This window comes from Plantibacter sp. VKM Ac-2885, from assembly GCF_015351205.1.
Taxonomy (GTDB): Bacteria; Actinomycetota; Actinomycetes; order Actinomycetales; family Microbacteriaceae; genus Plantibacter; species Plantibacter auratus.
The window spans coordinates 720,798-737,039 of the sequence record NZ_JADKSK010000002.1; the positions used below are offsets into that span (position 1 = coordinate 720,798).

Genomic DNA, 16,242 nt, shown 5'->3' on the forward strand with positions numbered 1-16,242 from the left:
GGCTCTCGAACATGCTGCGCATCTCCTTCGACTCGCTGCGACCGTGCTGACAGGGAGACACGCTAACCGCTTGTGCTACGTAGCACAAGATGGATTTGGACATCGGTTGCCGTCGGTATCCGACGGGCGTGGAGTCGGTACGCTTGCGTCAGGACCCACGCACGGTGGAGCGAGCGCGACCGACGGGGAGGCACGGATGGCAGTGACCGCACGGGATGTCGCGCAGGCGGCCGGCGTCTCCCAGCGCACGGTGTCGGACGTCGTGAACCTGCCGGGACGGGTCGGTGCCGAGACCCGCAAACGCGTGCAGGCGGTCATCGACGAACTCGGCTATCGGCCCAATCCGCACGCGAGAGGACTCCGCAACAACCGCAGTGGACTCATCGCGCTCGTCGTCCCCGAGCTCGACGTTCCGTACTTCTCCGACCTCGCCCGCTGCCTCATCCCTGAACTCACGAAGCGCTCGCTCACCCTCGTCGTCGATCAGACGAACGGCGACCCGGAACGCGAGCGTGCCGTGCTCACCGGGGGAGCGGTGTCCTCGACCTTCGACGGCGTGCTGCTCAACGCGCTCAACCTCACGGCCGCCGACGTCGAGGCAGCCGCCGCGACCCAGCCCATCGTCCTGCTCGGCGAGCGCGACTACGGCGCGAGCGCGGACCACGTCGCCATCGACGGTACCGAGGCGGCTTACGTGGCGACCAGGCACCTGATCGAACAGGGATGCACGCGCATCGGCGCCATCGGTCGGCAGGCCCATTCCACGGGCACCGCGAAGCAGCGCGTGGACGGGTTCACCCGCGCGATGCAGGAGGCCGGACTCGACCCGAACCGGTATATGGCCGAAGGGGAATACGATCGCGCGAGCGGGGCGGCCGTCATGGGCGGGATGCTCGACGCCGGCGATCCTCCCGACGGCGTGTTCTGTTTCAACGACCTCATGGCGCTGGGCGCGATGCGCGCCGCGTGGGATCGCGGCGTCGACATCCCGCGCGACCTGGCGGTGGTGGGCTTCGACGACATCGAGGACGGCCGGTACGCGATGCGGTCACTGACGACGGTCGCGCCCGACAAGGAGGCCATCGCCCGCGAGGCCGTCGCGATGCTGGTCGAACGTGTGGCCGGGCACGTCGGGCCGGGGCGGCGAGTGCGCGCAGGGTTCGAGCTGATCGTCAGAGAGTCGTCCGGTCCGGCGCGACTCACCCGATGACGGCGCACGTCGGGTTCGTGCCGAGGAGGCCCGTCCCCACCTGCACGACGGCCCACGGTGACGTCCAGATCGTGTCTCGGGCGAGCGGCGGAACGATCAGGCTCGATGGAGCTACGCGGACGCCGAGATAGCCGGTTCCGCCGAGTAGCCCGGTGAGCAGTCCGTCGAGGAGACCGCGGTTGAACGTGACGGAGTACTGCCTCGTCGGGTTCGGGGTCGGCGAGGTCGCGGCCGGTGTGACCGCCGCGGAAGCGAGCGCGATCGTGGCCGACGTGTTCCCGCCGCCGACCTGGATGTCCGCCGCGCCGTACCCCTCCGGCATGGTGAACGTCAGGGTGTAGGAGTTGATGACCAGACCGACGCCGAGCACCGACGTCGTCGAGATGGAGCATCCGCTTGCTCCGGCGAGGTAGACGGGCTTGGGGATGCTCAGTGCCGCGAACGTCGCGGCACCCGACTCGGCGTCCTGCCATGCGGCCTCCACCGGTTGCGGAGCAGGAGCCGCGACGAGCGCGACAGCGGTCGCGAGGACGACCGCCGCGACGTGTCTCGACCGACCTGGTTTCATCAAACGCCCCTCGCCGAACGCGAGTGCTGACGCAGCGCGCCGAACCACGCACCGACGAGACCGATCAGGATCGCCCCCGCTGCCGCCCACACGGCGAACTCGATGCTCGCGCCGGTGCGGGGGAGCGTGGTGATCGGGCCGGGCGAGACCGAGACGTCGTCGCCGATGCCCTCGGCCGTGACCGTGAGAGCGACCGAGGCGTTCGCCACCACTGCACCGGACGGCATCCGGACGTCGAACTTCAGCCACCACGCCTCCGAGCTGCGCATCGAGAGCACTGCGCGCTCGACGCCGTCGACGGGCACCGCCATCTCGTCGAACAGGTGGGTGACGGTGCCCACGCAGCCGGCCGCGGTCCACCGGACGGAACAGGCGTCGACCACCATGACGAGGCCGAGCTCGGGCGAGCCGGAACCGACCATGGACACGTCGATGGATCCCGGGGTGGTCTCCGGCTTGGTGGTGATGCCCACCTCCCACGGCGTCGATCGACCCGGAGCGAGGGACCGCATGGCCGACGGGTCACCGATCGAGGTGAGGACGACCGCCTCGCCGGCGATGACGTCGACCTTCGGTTCTGCGTGGGCAGGAGCGGCAGCGCTGATCGCGAGGCCGGCACCGAGGAGCAGGGCGACCGGTGAGTATCGAAGCGCGGCGTGGCGGGCCGGTCGTGGTCCGGTTCCGTCGGCGCCGACCATGGAGGAGCGGCGTCGGGAAGCAGCACGACCGTCGCCGCCGGTCCCTCCCGAGTCACCCGGCGGGCGCTTGCGGTCGGAGCGCGGCCAGAACGCCCACATGACGAGGGCCGAACAGCCGAGGGTCAGTCCGGCCAGGACCCACGGGTTGGACAGCCACACGACGAGGTAGGCGAGCCCGGGGACCGAGGCGAGCACGAGGCGGACCGTCGAGACGGTGTACGGCTCGGGGTCCTCCGACAGGTTCGCGTCGCCCTGCATGGTGATCGTGCGCTGTGGTCCTGCGGTATCGACACCGCCGGTCACCGAGGTGACGCGGTGGGTGACCGGCAGCTGACCAGCGCGATCCACCGTCACCACATCGCCGACCGCGATGTCGGACGCGGGGATCTCGCGGACGAGCGCGAGTGAGCCGGTGGGGATCGTCGGGCTCATGGAACCGGTCTTGAACATGATGAGGGTGATGTTGAAGCAGGTCGCGAGGATGACGAGCACGATGCAGACCACCCCGCCGACGGCGGCGAGGTTCAGCAGGGTGCTGCCGACGATCGACGCCACCGAGCGGCGGGGTTGCTGCCGCTCGGTGGCGTCGATCGCTTCCGTGGAGGGTCGGCTCACGGTGCTCCGATCAGGAACTGGAGGTGCTGGTGATCTGCCATGTCGCCGACGCCGTCCCGCCCTGGAAGCTGGAGGCGGTGCCGGCCTTCACCCGCACGTCGAAGCAGAAGCGCACCGTCGAACCGCCGGCCGCCGTGAGTGCACCGGTCGCCGTCGGCGGAGCCGTGCCCGTGGAGAGGGACGCGGTGTACGCGGGGACGGTCGCCGAGGTGAACGCGGCGGCGTTGCACGCCGTGCCCGCCGCCGTCGTGACCACGCGGTACTCGAGCTGCGGCAGGAGGGTGCCCGTCGCCGCCGAGACCGCGGACAGCGCCGCCGTCCCGCCGATGTTCGTCGCTGCGGTCGTGCGGATGTCGATGTAGGCGAACTGGGAGAGCCCTGGCGACATGGCGGTGGCGTTGAAGACCAGCGTGGCGGGGTTCGCCGCCTCGTGCGCCGCCCAGGTCGACGACGAGGTCTGCGACTCCACGGCGAAGGTGCTCGCCGCGAAGGTCGCCGTTCCGAACTCGTCGTCGCTCCATGCCGCGAGGGTGAGCGAGGTCCCGACGCCCAGCACGAGCGCTGCCGCGAGGGCCGCTCTGGCCTTCGTGAAGCGTGACGTGCTCCGTCGTTCATCGGTGCGGTGGTGTCTGCCCGCCGCCGGCGTGTGCCGTCCCATGATCGCCGTCCTGCCGCGGGTTACGGCAGCGGGGTGGTGGACTCGGCCGCGAACTCCCAGACCACGGTGCCGCTCGGCGACGACTGCGGGAGGCTCGCGGCAGGGGTGACCTCGAAGCAGAGGAACACGGGCGTGGTGACGGCACCGAGTGTGAAGATGTCCGCTGCCGTGCTCGACGTCGTGGCGGCATCCGTCACGAGCGGGTCGCCGGCGGCGAAGCTCGCGGCGTCGCAGCCGAAGGTGGTGGTCTCCACGACCGAGTACGTGAGCGAGGAAGCGATGGCTGCACCGCTCGTGGCGGTGATGTCGACCGTGCCGGCGTACGTCGACGCGGCGGTCAGCTGCACGGCGAAGCCGGCGTAGACGGGCTCCTCGGGTGCCAGGTTGTCGGCTTCGACCGCGAAGGTGAGCGGGGCGGCCGCAGCCTCGGTCGGGTGCTCGGTGAACGCGGTGCCGTCCGTGCTGCCTTCGATACCGAACCCACCACCGGCGAAGATCCCGGTCGCGAACTCGGAGTCGTTCCAGGCCGCGAGCGTGATGGCCGCACCGACGCCGAGCACCAGGCCGCCGGCGAGGATCGCCTTCGCCCGCTTGCTGCGCTGGCCGCGGACGGGCGCGTCGGTGCCGGTGGCCGCTGGGGCCTCGGTGCTGGTGTCGATGGTCATGGAAGCCCCCTGGAGTCCGACGGCGACGGCTTGCGTCACCACAGGTGCCGGGCGTGCGGAGACGATCTCCGCGCGTCTCACGACACCCTCAGGACGATAGGCAGCAGGCTGACGGTTGTAACCAGTAGTGGGGTACTGGGATCGCCGGACGCTACCGAGAAAACTGCTGAACCGCGCTGCGTCGCCCGATCCGGGGGTCAGGCCTGACGCTGCGAGGACTGCGCGACCAGGCGGCCGAGGTCGCGCCGTCTCCCCGCGCCCAGCTTCGTCCGGGCTTGGAGCACGTGCGACTCGACGGTGCGGACGCTGAGGAAGAGCCGCGTCGCGATCTCCTGATTGCTCAGTCCTTGCGCGATGAGCAGGGCGACCTCCAGCTCCCGCCGGGTGAGCGCGCTCAGGTCGGCTGCGGCGGCCTCCTGGCCGGTGTCCGTCTGTCCGCGGGAGAGGTAGGCCAGGGGTGCGTGCGTCGAGTGCGGCTCGACCGGGACGGTGCGCTCGACCGGCGCGGTCTCCTCGGTCGTCTCCGGCCGGTAGGTGGCGAACACGGGCGACGGAGACACGACCGAGGTCCATCGGGCCTCCGCATCCGCAGCGGCGCCTGGCGTGGGACCCACGAGTTCGGCGGCCCGCTCCGCGCAACGGTGAGCGTGCTGCAGTCGACCCTGGGCCGCGTGGAGTCGTTCTGCGAGCAGATAGGCCCCGATCGCCCGGTGCCGCGCTCCGACCTCCTCGAGCGAACAGGCGGCCTCTTCGACGCGGCTCGCGTCGCCGGCGGCGCCGGCCTCGAGGAGCAGCATGAGCGACGCCTGCAGTGGCGTGAGCTCCTTTGATCGGGCGTCCATGACCCAGGACAGGGTCTCGGACAAGTCGGCGCCGGCCGCGGAGGCCAGGCTCGCGGAGTAGACCCGCTCGGTCAGTGGCTTCCGGATGTCCTGCGCGAGCCGGCGCAGGTGATCCCGGGCGTCCATGACACGACCTCCTGCCATCAGCAGGCCGAAGTCGGCGATGTCCGCCAGATAGGAGAGGACCGTGGAGGCGGCGATGAGGCGTTCGTCCTCGGCGGCTCGCCGTTCCGTCGCCTCCTCGACCTCGCCCGTCTGGGCGAGAGCGCCGACGAGGAGCAGCGCGGTCTGCGTGTGCACCTCGGGCGGGACGGTCGAGTCGAGCAGACGCTCGACGACCCGGAGGTCGGCCACGGTGCGGTCCGGGCGGCCGTCGAAGAACGCCAACTGGGCTCCGAGGATCCCGATGATGCACTGGTCCGTCGTCGCCAGGCGCCCGGTCCCGCGCTCGGCGCGAGCGACGAACTCGTCGATGTAGCGCGCGAAGCCGGCCCAGGAGAGTCCGGTGAGCAGGCGGATGGTGCCGGCCGACAGGACGTACATGGCGCTCGCGTCGCGCAGGGCGTGCGACAACGGCCGCGCTGCGCTGTAGGGCACCGACCGGTAGACGGCGTCACCCAGCTGCAGCAGCTCCCGCAGCTCGGACGGTGGCAGCCGGAGGCCGAGCCGGGTCACGAGCGCAGCGGCGGCATAGAGTCGCGAGGACTGCGCGGCGTCGACGTCGCGCAGGACCTTCCAGAAGACGGCATCGCTCTCGGACGGCTCCTGCCGATCCTGGTCTCGCCAGGTCTCGACCATCAGGATGCGCTGGGACAGCACGCGGCTGTGCTCCTCCTGCTCCGTCAGCTCCTGCGCACAGGTGCGTTCGGACCAGCGATCGAGGGTCGCCCGCCAACTCAAGACCTCCGCCTGCATGTCCTCGTCGGAGTCGGCCGCGGGATCGACCTCGAGGACCCGCTGAGCCCCTTCACCGTCGCCCAGCATGGCGAGCGACCGCGACCATTGCAGTGCCGCTGCCACGGACGGGCGCCAGGTGTACGCGCGTTCTGCGAGCAGACGACCGTCCTCAGCGAGGCCGGAGACGTTCGCGACGTGCGCCGCCTCGAGGAAGGTGCGGGCCATCGTGAGTGACTCGAACCCCTCGTCGAGCTCGGTGTGCGGGGCCGTCAGCCAGTACCGGCCGAGGATGAAGGACTCGTTCGGGGTGAGACGGGCACCGCCACGGAGGTCCGAGATGAGCGTCCGTTGGACGCGGTCGTGACGGCGCAGTCGTCCGCTGTGGCGCCACTCCGCGAGTGCCGACCACGCGTGCAGTTCGTCGGCGACGATGCGGTCCTGGCCCGAGCCGTCGTTCCGCGCGAGCCCGAGCCGGAGGAGCGCGTGCAACTGGTGCTCGCCGAGCAGGCGGATCGCGCGCGAGTAGGGGACCGGGCCGAGCTTCGCCAGCATGACCAGCGCGTAGCGACCCTCGTCCTCGAGCCGCGAGAGCTGTGGTTCCGTGAGGTCGTGCACGCGCGGTGAGACCCCTGCGACCCCGAGCGAGAGGATGCTGCGCGGCAGGTAGAACTCCCCGCCCGTCTCGAGGGCGTCCTTGGTGAGCTCGTGCACGAGTCGCGGAGAGCCGTTGCTCAGCCGCACGATGACGGCTTTGGCCATGTCGTCGAGGACCGCGTCGTCGGCGGCCTCGTCCACCATCGCCGAGGCTTCGAACCCGTCGAGCGCCGGGAGGTCGATCCGGGTGAGCGATCCGCTCCGCCAGACGGCGAGGAGCCGATCGGCGGACTCGTCGCCGCGGCCCTGCAACCCGGCGAGCTCCTGCTCCAGCGTCACCAGGGCGACCTGCTCACGCGACCGCGAGAGTTCGATGATGTCGGCGAGGCTCGCCGGGTGGAGGTTCGCGCCGTCGTCGACGATGAAGACGGCGCCGCTCGGCGCCCTACGCCAGTCGCTCAGCGTGTGCGAGGCGTCCCGTGACGCACCCGACACGTGGATGACCGGGCGTCCGTCCTCCTGCATCCGGCGCCCGATCGCGTCCGCGGTGAAGGTCTTGCCGTAGCCGTGTGGTGCGACGAGGAGCGCGCTGGTCCGGTTCGCGATGAGTGACGTCATCCGGGTGATCGCCGCCGATCGACCGCTCGGTTGGGCGGGAGCGCGGGTGGCTGACTGGCGGAACTCGCCGGAGCGACGGGTGGGCGATGCGGCGGACCGCGCGCCGCCGCTGAACCGATGCGCACCCGGGTTCATGGGATGACCTGCTCGGCCGACCTCGGATGTGGCTTTCGCTCCACTGCCGTCGCAACCGGTTCTTCCATATCGCAGCCCCCTCAAGCTCCGTCAGGACGACGGGACCCGCATCACCAGGGACGCTGCGAATACTCCGTCGGATGCCCCATTATCCGTAATCCCTGAGTGCTTCCGCAGCCCTAAGAGAGCGTTCTCAGTAGAAACTACGCACCCCACTCGGGGGTAAACCCCCGGCCGGTGAGGGTTATCTCTCAACCGTCATCGATGACATGAAACGGATGGAACCAACTGCACGGGAGCCCCGCCACCGATGACGCGTCGGAGGCCCCCGGGACCGATCGAAACCCGGCGTCCTGCGCCGCCGCCTCGCACTGCGGAGGCCAGTACCGGTTTTCGATCCGGCACTACGGAGGTTGGGGTCCCTCCTCTGGGGGACAGGGACACCCGCCCATAGATTGGCCGGGATCGACGCCAGTCGCGGGTCTGCCCGTGCACCGAAGAAAGGGTTCCACCGTGGGGGAACAGCAACGCAGCATCCTCGGCCGAGGCCGTGCATGGAAGGTCGCGGCCATGGCCGTGGTCGGCACGGTCATCGCCATGGGATCGACGACGGCGGCCACAGCAGCCCCGTCCGATGTCTCCGACGGCTTCGGCCGCTTCCTCGGTGGACAGGCGGCCGGGATCAACCTCGACGCCCTCGCCGCAGTCGCCGGCGCGCGTGCCGAGAACCCGAGTGGTGTCCACCCCGTCGCCGCGAACCCGCTGTCGGCCGAAGTGCTCAACACCCTCGGCGTCGATCTCGGCAGCTCGCTCCAACTGTTCGGTGCCAATGGCGTCATCGAGCTCGGCGCGGTCGCCCAGTACGGGTCCGCCGCCGCCAACGGCGACGCGATCGCCGGCTCAGGCGCGGTCACCGACCAGGGCGGCGTCTCGATCGGCGGGCCAGACGCCCCGCCGGCGGACGCCGAACTCGACCTGACGGGTCTGCTGGGCCGGGTCGGGACCCCGACCGGTGGCATCCTCAGCGACCTCTCCCTCAGCCTCGGCGCCCTCGCCTCCACGATCTCGCAGACGGGCGGCGCCACGGCCGTTCCCGACTACCAGATCTCCGGTGCGACGCTCACGCTCCAGAGCCCGCTCGTGCAGAACGTCTACACGAACCTCCAGACCACGGTCGGGAGTGTCCAGACCTCGCTCAACGGTCTGCAGACCGCACTCAACCAGGCGCTCACCGGAGCGATCAACCTGGGCATCGTGACCTCGACGACCTCCGTGGCCGTCACTCCTCCGAACCTCAACGCCCTGCTCCCCACCGGTCCGGTCGGCTCCGCGAGCGGCGTCACGGTCGACCTCACCACGGGCGCCGTCACGGTCGACATCGAGACACTGCTCGCAGCTGACCCTGACCTGCCGGATCTCAACGAGCTGCCGCCCAACACCTCGCTGCTGTCCGGTCCGATCGCCGCTGCGATCGCTGACGGCATCACGCAGGCCATCACCGATCAGGTGACGGCGGTCGTCACCGGCCTGCGCACTGCCGTCGAGGCCACCAACGTCAACGCCGTGGTCCAGGTCCGAGCACTCGGCCAGAACGCGGTCACCCTGACGCTGAACGCGCCGCTGTCCGCCATCGAGGACGGGTCGGCGACCTTCGTCACCTCCGGACTCGTCACCGGTGTGCTGAACACGGTGCTCGGCGTCCTCGGTCTCAGCCTCGACCAGATCATCTCGAACCTGCTCAACCTGGTGCTCGGGGTCGTCGGCGGAGTGTTCACGGTCCTCGAGACAGCCGAATCGACGGTCGACGGCATCACCGGCGGCCTCGCCGCGAACGTCGTCGGGCCGATCCTCAACATCGTCACCCTCGTCGCCGACGTGACCGCGAACGTGCAGCCGGCCACCGGCGACCTCGGAGACGGGTCAGCCACCGTCCGCGCTGTGCAGATCTCCCTCGTCCCGGCGATCTCGTTGGCGACGGTCAACCTCGCGTCGTCCTCCGTGCGCGGCACGCTCGTCGTGTACGACACGGCGATCACCGCCACACCGGCGACCGTCAACCCCGGCCAGTCCACCGTGATCGACGGCACCGGGTTCGCGGCGAACGAGCAGGTCACCATCACCGCGCCCGGCCTCGACCCGGTCATCACGACGTCGGACGCCGCCGGTGCGATCAGCCAGAGCGTCGCGATCCCCGCCGGCTTCACCCCGGCGACCCTGACGTTCACCGCCACCGGTGCGACCTCCGACACCCCGGCCACCACCGACCTCGTCGTGGCGCCGTTCGTGACCGCCATCACCGCCGACCCGGCGACGATCGCTCCCGGCGGCAGCACCACGATCACCGGCACCGGGTTCCTGCCCGACGAGTCGGTGTCGATCACCGTCCCCGGCCTCACCGACCCGGTCGTCACCACCGCGACGGGCACCGGCACGATCTCCACGAGCCTCACGCTCCCGGCGGACTTCCCGCTCGGCCCCGTGACGGTCACGGCGACCGGCGCCTCCTCGGCCAGTCCCGCGACCACGACGGTCACCGTCGAGGCGACGCAGTATGTCACCGCCATCACCGCCGACCCGGCCAGCGTCGTCGCCGGGGAGACCACGACGATCACCGGCACCGGCTTCGCCTCGGGCGAGACCGTCGCCGTCTCGATCCCCGGCGTCGACCCGGTCACCACGACGGCCACTGGAACCGGCACGATCTCGGTCGACCTCGACGTCCCCGCCGACTACGCCGCAGGCCAGGTCGTCGTGACCGCGCTCGGCGAGACGTCCGACACCCCGGCCGCGACCAACCTCACCGTGGTCTACGAGACCTCGATCGTCGCCGTCCCGGCCACGGTCGCGGGTGGCACGACCACGATCATCAACGGCGCCGGCTTCGCGCCCGGCGAGGACGTCGTCGTGACGTTCCCCGGCCTCGACCCGATCACCGTCACCGCCACCGCACTCGGCGCGATCGGCACCCCCATCGCCGTCCCGCAGGACTTCGCGGTCGGCGACGTCACGGTCACCGCGCTCGGCGCCGTGTCCGCGACCGAAGCGACCACCGTCGTCACCGTCACTGCGACGATCTACGACACCGCCATCACGCTCGACCCGACGTCGCTCATCCCGGGGAACACCACGACTGTGACCGGCACCGGCTACCTGCCCGGCGAGACGGTCACCGTCGGCTACCCGGGCGGCACCCCGGTGACCGTCGATGCGGACGGCGACGGCGGCTTCACCGTCGACCTGCCCGTCCCTGCCGGCACACCGGCTGGCACGCTCGTCGTCACCGCGACCGGCGAGACCTCCGCAACCCCGGCGACCGCCGACCTGGAGGTGCTGCCGTACGACACGGCCATCACCGCCGACCCGGCCTCCCTCCTCCCCGGCAACTCGACCACCATCACCGGCACCGGCTTCGCCGCGAACGAGTCGGTCTCCGTCTCCTACCCGGACGGCACGCCCGTCGTCGTGACGGCTGACGGCGATGGCGGCTTCACGGCGGTCCTGCCGATCCCCTCCGGCACGCCCGCCGGCCAGCTCACGGTCACCGCCACCGGCGCGGTCTCCGCCACGCCGGCCGAGACGGTCATCACCGCCGAGGCGTACGACACCGCGATCGCGCTCGACCCACAGACCGTCGCCCCTGGCGGCAGCACGGTCGTCACCGGCTCGGGCTTCGTCCCTCAGGAGACCGCCACGATCACCATCCCCGGCCTAGCCACGCCCGTGACGACCACGGCGAACGGCGACGGTGAGATCACGGTCAGTGTCACGCTCCCCGCGGACTTCCCGCTCGGCGACGTCACCGTCACCGCCACCGGCGCCGTCTCGGCCACCCCTGCCACGGCGACGCTCACCGTCGAGGCGACCACCTACGTCACGGCCATCACGGTCGACCCGACGACCGTCGTCGCGGGGGAGAGCACGCTCGTCACCGGTACCGGCTTCGAGCCCGACGAGACCGTCACGGTCTCCATCCCCGGTGCGCCCGCGGTCACCACGCAGGCGTCGGCCACCGGAACCATCTCCGTCTCGCTGCCGGTCCCGGCGGACTACGCGGAGGGCACGGTCGTCGTGACCGCCCTCGGTGAGGTCTCCGAGACCCCGGCCACGACGAACCTCGCGGTCGACGTCGTCTACACCCCGACGATCACCGCCGACCCGGCCACGGTCCCCGGCGGCACGAGCACCGAGATCTCCGGCAGCGGCTTCGCGCCGAGCGAGAGCGTCACGGTCACCTTCCCCGGCCTCGACCCGATCACGGTCACGTCGAACGCAGCGGGTGAGATCACGACCACCATCGCCGTCCCGCAGAACTTCGCGGTCGGTCCGGTCACGGTCACGGCCCTCGGCGTCGTCTCCGCAACCGAGGCGACGACGACGGTCACGGTCGAGGCGACGGTCTACGACACGGCGATCACCGCCGACCCCGACACGCTCCTCCCCGGCGGCAGCACCACCGTCACCGGAACGGGCTTCCTGCCCGGCGAGTCCGTCTCCGTCTCCATCCCCGGCGGCACGCCCGTCGTGGTGGAGGCCGGCCCGGACGGCGACATCACCGCCATCCTGCCGATCCTTCCCGGCACGGACCCCGGTCCCGTCGTGGTGACGGCCGTCGGCGCGGTCTCGGCCACACCCGCCACTGCGACGATCACCGTCGAGGCGTTCGACACGACGCTCACCGCGACGCCGTCCACGCTGAACCCCGGTGACTCGACGATCCTGTCCGGCACCGGCTACGTCGCGAACGAGTCGGTGACCATCTCGGCTCCCGGCTTCGACGACATCGTGACCACGGCGAACGGGCTCGGCGAGATCAGCCAGGTGGTCGCCTTCCCGGCGGACTTCGTCCCCGCGACCGTGACGTTCACGGCCACGGGCGCTCTGTCGCTCACCCCGGCGCAGACCTCGGTCCTCGTCGAAGCGGTCGTGTACGACACGGCGATCACGGTTGATCCGACGACGGCCAACCCGGGTGGAACCACTACCGTCACGGGCACCGGCTTCGCGCCGAACGAGACCGTCACCATCACGATCCCGGGCGGCGACCCCGTCACTGTGACGACGAACGGCGACGGCGACTTCACCCAGGCCGTGACGATCCCGGCCGGAACGCCGGCCGGACCGATCACGATCACCGCTACCGGTGACACGTCGAACACGCCCGCCGACGCCGACGTGACCGTGGTGCCCTACGAGACCGCGATCACCGCCGACCCCGACACGCTGCTCCCCGGCACCTCGACCACGATCACCGGTACCGGGTTCGCACCGAACGAGTCCGTTTCGGTCTCCATCCCCGGTGGTACGCCGGTCGTCGTGACGACGGACGGCGACGGCGGCTTCACCGCTGCCCTGCCGATCCCGTCGGGCACGGAGGCCGGACCGCTGGTCGTCACCGCAACGGGCGCCGTCTCGGCGACGGACGCGACCGCGACGGTCACCGTCGAGGCTTACGAGACCACGATCGCCCTCGACCCGACGACGGTCGCCCCTGGCGGCAGCACTGCGGTCACCGGCGACGGCTTCGCGCCGAACGAGGCCGTGAGCGTCACCGTCCCGGGCATCGCGACGCCGATCCCCACCACTGCCAACGGCAACGGTGAGATCTCGGTGAGCGTCGACCTCCCGGCGGACTTCCCGCTCGGACCCGTGACCGTCACCGCCACCGGGGCCGTCTCGGCGACCCCCGCCACGGCGACGCTCACCGTCGAGGCCACGACGTACGTCACGGCCATCAGCGCCGACCCGACCACCGTCGTCGCGGGTGCCAGCACCCTCGTCACCGGTACCGGCTTCGCACCGAACGAGAGCGTCACGGTCTCGATCCCCGGCGCCGACCCGGTGGACACGACGGCGACGGCGACCGGCACCATCTCGGTGTCGCTGCCTGTGCCGGCCGACTACGCCGAGGGTGTGGTCGTCGTGACCGCGCTCGGTGCGACGTCCGACACCCCTGCGACGACGAACCTCACGGTCGACGTGGTCTACACGCCGACGATCACAGCCGACCCGGCGACGGTCCCCGGCGGGACCTCGACGGAGATCTCGGGCACCGGTTTCGCGCCCGCCGAGAGCGTGACGGTCACCTTCCCCGGCCTCGCGCCGGTGACGGTCACCTCGAACGCGGACGGTGAGATCACCACGACGTTCGCCGTCCCGCAGGGCTTCGCGACCGGTCCGGTCACGGTCACGGCACTCGGCGTCGTCTCGGCGACCGAGGCGACCACCACCGTCACGGTCGAGGCCACGGTCTACGACACGGCGATCACCCTCACACCGGACACGGTGAACCCGGGCCAGACCACCACGGTCACCGGTACCGGCTTCCAGCCGAACGAGTCGGTCAGCGTCTCGATCCCCGGCGGCGACCCCGTCGTGGTCACGGCTGAAGGCGACGGCGGCTTCACCGCGACCCTGCCGGTGCCGCCCGGAACGCCCGCCGGGCCCGTCACGGTGACCGCGGTCGGTGAGACCTCGGCGACGCCCGCCGAGGCGGAGCTCACGGTCGAGGCCTACGAGACGGCGATCACCGCCGACCCGAGCACGGTCGCGGCCGGCGGAGCGACGCTCGTCACGGGCACCGGTTTCGCGCCGAACGAGTCCGTCACGGTCACGGTGCCCGGTGGCACGGCCGTCCCGGCGACCACGAACGGTGCCGGCGAGTTCTCGGTCGGGATCACGGTCCCGGCGAACGCGCCCGTCGGCCCGCTGGTCGTCACGGCGGAGGGAGCGGTGTCGCAGACGCCGGCCACCGCGACCGTCACGGTCACCGCCATCGTGTTCTCGCCCGTCATCACCGCCTCCCCGGACGCGCTGATCGCCGGCAACACGACGGTCATCACCGGATCGGGCTTCGCAGCCAACGAGACGGTCACGGTGTCGATCCCCGGCGCCCCAGTCGTCACGCAGGTGACGAACGTCGGCGGCGGCTTCACGGTGACCCTGCCGGTCCCCGACGGCTACGCACTCGGCGACGTCACGGTGACGGCACTCGGTGCAGCATCGGACGAGCCGGCGACGACGATCATCGAGATCCTCGCGTACGACACGGCCATCACGGTCGACCCGTCCTCGGCGCTGCCGGGTGAGACGGTCACGGTCAACGGGACGGGCTTCGCCGGTGGCGAGACGGTCACGGTGTCCATCCCGGGCGCACCGTCCGTCACCGTGGTGACGAACCCTGACGGTTCCTTCACCGTGGACCTGCCGATCCCGGACGACTACACGCCCGGACCGGTCACGGTGACCGCCGAGGGCGATGTCTCCGAGACGCCGGCCGAGGCTGACGTCACCATCGAGGACGGAGCGGTCGACGTCGACACCGACGCAGCTGCGGTCGATGTGGATGCTGCTGCTGACGTGGACGCCGACGTGGACGTCGATGCCGCCGCTGATGTCGATGCCGCCGCTGATGTGGATGCTGCTGCTGATGTGGATGCTGCTGCTGATGTGGATGCTGCTGCAGACGTGGATGCTGCTGCAGACGTGGATGCTGCTGCAGACGTGGATGCTGCTGCAGACGTGGATGCTGCTGCAGACGTGGATGCTGCTGCCGATGTGGATGCTGCCGCTGACGTCGACGCTGCCGCAGACGTAGACGCTGCTGCTGACACGGATGCCGCCGCTGACACTGACGCTGCGGCTGATGTGGATGCTGCTGCTGACGTCGATGCTGCTGCTGACACTGACGCTGCTGCCGACACGGATGCTGCTGCTGACGTCGATGCTGCGGCTGACACGGACGCTGCCGCCGACACGGACGCCGCTGCTGACACGGACGCTGCTGCTGACACCGATGCCGCTGCTGATGTGGATGCTGCCGCCGATGTCGATGCTGCCGCTGATGTGGACGCCGCTGCCGACACCGATGCTGCCGCCGACACTGATGCTGCTGCCGATGTCGATGCTGCCGCCGACACTGATGCTGCCGCCGATGTCGATGCTGCCGCTGATGTGGACGCCGCTGCCGACACCGATGCTGCCGCCGACACTGATGCTGCTGCCGATGTCGATGCTGCTGCGGACGTCGACGCTGTTGCTGACGTGGACGCTGCTGCCGACGTCGATGCTGCTGCCGACACGGATGCTGCGGCTGACACCGCCGCTGACGCTGACGGCACCGATGTCGACCTCAACGCTGACATCGACGCCGACACTGCGGCTGACGCCGACACTGCGGCTGATGCCGACACCGCCGCTGACGCCGATGGCGACACCGACGCCGGCGACGAGCGTCAGGCGACAGTCAAGTACTCGACGATCGTCCGCGACACGGGTGTGATCCAGGAGGTCTACGCCACCGGCTTCGAGCCCGGCGAGACCATCTCGGCCACGGTCTTCTCGACGCCGTTCGCACTGACGCCCGTCATCGCAGACGCCTCCGGTGACGCCACGTTCACCTTCCCGATCGACTCGTCGCTCGAGCTGGGTGCCCACCGCGTGGAGCTCTCCGGATCCGTGACCGGCGCCCTGCCGCTCGATCGCGAGGCCACCGCCTTCACGGTCACCGCGGTGGCCGCCACCGCACCGGGGTCACGCCCCGGTCTCCCGAGCACCGGCTTCGACGGCCTGTGGCTCGGGGGACTCGGCGCCACGATGCTCCTCCTCGGAGGTGCCTTCGTGGCTACGCGACGGGCGCGTATGGAGTGACCCCGCTGAGCAGGCCGTGCCGCATTCGGGTCGGCACGGCCTGCTCCTTCCCCGCGGAGACACCGCCGAACCGGTGCCCCGCGGTTTCATCACCAC

The 16,242-nt window shown here is 70.7% G+C and carries 7 protein-coding genes; 2 read left to right on the forward strand and 5 right to left on the reverse strand.

Annotated features, from left to right (window positions below; translation table 11 throughout):
• Positions 1-196 precede the first annotated feature (196 nt).
• A complete protein-coding gene (locus ITJ66_RS15940) occupies positions 197-1,210 on the forward strand; it encodes a LacI family DNA-binding transcriptional regulator (RefSeq protein ID WP_191941663.1) in 1,014 nt (337 codons plus the stop codon).
• Here ITJ66_RS15940 and ITJ66_RS15945 read toward each other — a convergent pair.
• From ITJ66_RS15945 to ITJ66_RS15965, 5 genes are all read right to left on the reverse strand, one after another.
• Positions 1,200-1,778 carry a hypothetical protein gene (locus ITJ66_RS15945; RefSeq protein ID WP_192019376.1) on the reverse strand — a complete coding sequence of 193 codons (579 nt, stop codon included), beginning with the start codon at positions 1,776-1,778 and terminating at the stop codon, positions 1,200-1,202. The genes ITJ66_RS15940 and ITJ66_RS15945 overlap by 11 nt on opposite strands.
• Positions 1,778-3,091 carry a signal peptidase I gene (locus ITJ66_RS19860; protein WP_229940320.1) on the reverse strand — a complete coding sequence of 438 codons (1,314 nt, stop codon included), beginning with the start codon at positions 3,089-3,091 and terminating at the stop codon, positions 1,778-1,780. Before ITJ66_RS19860 ends, ITJ66_RS15945 begins: the two co-directional genes overlap by 1 nt.
• A gap of 10 nt (positions 3,092-3,101) precedes the next feature.
• Complete coding sequence (locus tag ITJ66_RS15955; RefSeq protein WP_194645237.1) at positions 3,102-3,749, reverse strand: SipW-dependent-type signal peptide-containing protein; 648 nt, start codon at positions 3,747-3,749, stop codon at positions 3,102-3,104.
• A 20-nt stretch (positions 3,750-3,769) separates the two neighbouring features.
• The gene (locus ITJ66_RS15960) at positions 3,770-4,414 is read right to left on the reverse strand and encodes a SipW-dependent-type signal peptide-containing protein (RefSeq protein ID WP_228501949.1); all 645 of its coding nucleotides are present in this window, start codon (positions 4,412-4,414) and stop codon (positions 3,770-3,772) included.
• Positions 4,415-4,611: 197 nt separating this feature from the next.
• The gene (locus tag ITJ66_RS15965; RefSeq protein ID WP_194645238.1) at positions 4,612-7,365 is read right to left on the reverse strand and encodes a helix-turn-helix transcriptional regulator; all 2,754 of its coding nucleotides are present in this window, start codon (positions 7,363-7,365) and stop codon (positions 4,612-4,614) included.
• A gap of 648 nt (positions 7,366-8,013) precedes the next feature.
• Here ITJ66_RS15965 and ITJ66_RS15970 point away from each other — a divergent pair.
• Complete coding sequence (locus ITJ66_RS15970) at positions 8,014-16,146, forward strand: choice-of-anchor G family protein (RefSeq protein WP_194645239.1); 8,133 nt, start codon at positions 8,014-8,016, stop codon at positions 16,144-16,146.
• Positions 16,147-16,242: the final 96 nt, after the last annotated feature.